This is a genomic window from Cytophaga sp. FL35 (genome assembly GCF_014349235.1).
GTDB lineage: Bacteria > Bacteroidota > Bacteroidia > Flavobacteriales > Flavobacteriaceae > Euzebyella.
In genome coordinates, this window is the sequence record NZ_JACSOH010000061.1 from 1 (window position 1) to 2,682 (window position 2,682).

At 39.2% G+C, this 2,682-nt stretch carries 2 protein-coding genes; both read left to right on the forward strand.

Annotated elements, in window-relative coordinates; translation table 11 throughout:
* The coding region (locus BIZ36_RS20455) for a T9SS type B sorting domain-containing protein (protein ID WP_187459714.1) at positions 1-573 on the forward strand (573 nt) is incomplete at its 5' end.
* A 54-nt stretch (positions 574-627) separates the two neighbouring features.
* Positions 628-2,619 carry an excinuclease ABC subunit UvrB gene (gene uvrB / locus BIZ36_RS20460; RefSeq protein ID WP_187459715.1) on the forward strand — a complete coding sequence of 664 codons (1,992 nt, stop codon included), beginning with the start codon at positions 628-630 and terminating at the stop codon, positions 2,617-2,619.
* The last annotated feature ends 63 nt before the right edge of the window (positions 2,620-2,682 follow it).

Consider the following 2,682-nt stretch of genomic DNA (forward strand, 5'->3'; position numbering starts at 1 on the left):
GCATTCAATAACATAACGCAGTCCACAACCACAGTTGAATGTAGCAATTCAAAAATTTTTCACGTTTTTTCTTCGGAGATTCCTGTCGTAGAGACTATTAAGGAGTCCAGAAGAAACGGAGAACGCAGAATTGAAGTGAAGACTAAAGGTGCCGGAACTTATGAATATGCATTGAACAGTGAAGACGGCCCTTATCAAGACAGCCCAGTATTCGAGAACATTTCAAATGACTTCCAACGCATTTTTGTTCGTGATAAAAATGGCTGCGGTATTGCGGAAACCTCCGTTCAACGTGAACTAAGTACTGAAGATTTTCCAAAATTTTTCACTCCAAATGGTGATGGAGTCCATGATTATTGGCAATATAAAACTCCTGTAAGAGAAGGAGAAATTGTTATTGTTTCCATTCGCATTTTCAATAGATATGGGAATCTATTATTTATTCTAGACCCAAAAATAAAGGGTTGGGACGGAACATATCAAGGAACGCCTTTACCTGAATCCGATTATTGGTACCGAGCCCTTGCCTCAAACGGAGATGAAATAAAAGGTCATTTTACATTGAAGAGGTAAAAAGTAACACTATACGCAGTCCTATGCAATCCCATTCTTTCGTAATTTTACGAAATGAAATTTAAAGTCGTATCAGAATTTGAACCTACTGGAGATCAACCAAGTGCCATTAAGCAACTATCTCAAGGCATAGAAGCCAATGAACCTTACCAGACACTCCTTGGTGTTACAGGATCAGGAAAAACGTTTACTGTGGCCAATGTGGTAGAATCAGTGCAAAGACCAACGCTGGTTTTGGCGCACAATAAAACCTTGGCAGCTCAACTATATTCGGAATTCAAACAGTTTTTTCCCAATAATGCCGTTGAATATTTTGTTTCCTATTACGACTACTACCAACCGGAAGCCTTTATTCCTACTTCTGGTTTATATATAGAAAAAGACTTGTCCATCAATGAGGATATTGAAAAACTACGGCTTAGTGCCACCTCATCCCTTCTTTCCGGTAGACGCGATGTCTTGGTGGTTGCCTCTGTATCCTGTCTCTATGGTATTGGTAATCCAATAGAGTTTCAAAAAAATGTTATTTCAATTAAGAAAGACCAAGTAATCGCCAGAACTAAGTTCATGCATCAACTGGTTCAAAGTTTGTACTCCAGGACAACGGCCGATTTCCGAAACGGAAATTTTAGAGTTAAAGGAGATGTTGTGGATGTATTCCCCAGTTATGCGGACCACGCCTTTAGAATTCATTTTTTTGGAGACGAAATTGAAGAAATCGAGGCTTTTGACCCATTCAACAATAATGTCTTGGAAGTTTATGAAAATCTCAACATCTATCCTGCCAATATGTTCGTTACCTCGCAGGATGTTTTACAGAATGCCATTCATCAAATTCAGGATGATTTAGTGGCCCAGGTCAACTATTTTAAAGAAATAGGAAAACCTTTAGAAGCAAAAAGGCTGGAAGAGCGAACCAATTTTGACCTGGAAATGATCCGTGAACTGGGCTATTGTTCAGGAATAGAAAACTATTCCAGATACTTGGATGGAAGACAACCCGGCACAAGGCCTTTCTGCCTTTTGGATTATTTTCCCGATGACTACCTAATGGTTATTGATGAAAGCCATGTGACCGTACCGCAAGTCCATGCCATGTACGGTGGCGATAGAAGTAGAAAAGTTAATCTGGTAGACTATGGTTTTAGATTGCCTGCTGCCATGGATAACAGACCTCTAAAATTCGAGGAATTCGAGGCCTTACAGAATCAAGTTATCTATGTTTCGGCAACACCGGCAGATTATGAACTACAACTAAGTCAAGGTGTATATGTAGAACAAATCATTAGACCTACCGGTCTTTTGGATCCAATTATTGAAGTCCGTCCTAGTTTAAACCAAATAGACGATTTGGTAGAAGAAATACAAACTAGAGTTGAGAAAGACGAGCGTACTTTGGTCACTACCTTGACCAAACGTATGGCTGAAGAGCTTGCAAAATACCTGACTAGAATACAGGTAAGATGCAGATATATTCATAGTGATGTTGATACCTTGGAAAGGGTAGAAATTATGCAAGACCTACGAAAAGGTATTTTTGATGTGTTGATCGGAGTGAATTTATTGAGGGAAGGATTGGATCTTCCGGAGGTTTCTTTGGTCGCGATTTTAGATGCGGACAAAGAAGGTTTTTTACGTAACAACCGATCGCTTACACAGACTGTTGGTAGGGCTGCAAGACACCTAAATGGAATGGCCATAATGTATGCCGATAAGGTGACCGAAAGCATGCAAAAAACCATAGATGAAACTACCTATCGAAGGGAGAAACAAATGGCCTATAACGAAGCTCATAATATTACACCAAAAGCCTTGAACAAAAGCCTTGATAGTGTGCTGGCCAAAAACTCGGTTTCCACCTATCATTTTGAAAAGGAGGAGATGCGCGCAGCTGAACCGGATATGGATTATTTGACCAAAGATCAAATTGAAAAATTGATCAGGGAAAAACGGAAAGCAATGGAAAAAGCGGCAAAGGAATTAGACTTCATGCAAGCCGCAAAATTAAGGGATGAAATAAAAGTTTTACAGGAAAAAGAGGCTTAAAAGTGAGATTAAGCTAAAATGAAAATTACTTAAATTTTCACTCGACATCATAAAATCTTACAT

Coding starts and splice junctions, on each gene's coding strand:
- uvrB (WP_187459715.1), top strand. CDS start 628: ATGAAATTTAAAGTCGTATCAGAATTTGAACCTACTGGAGATCAACCA.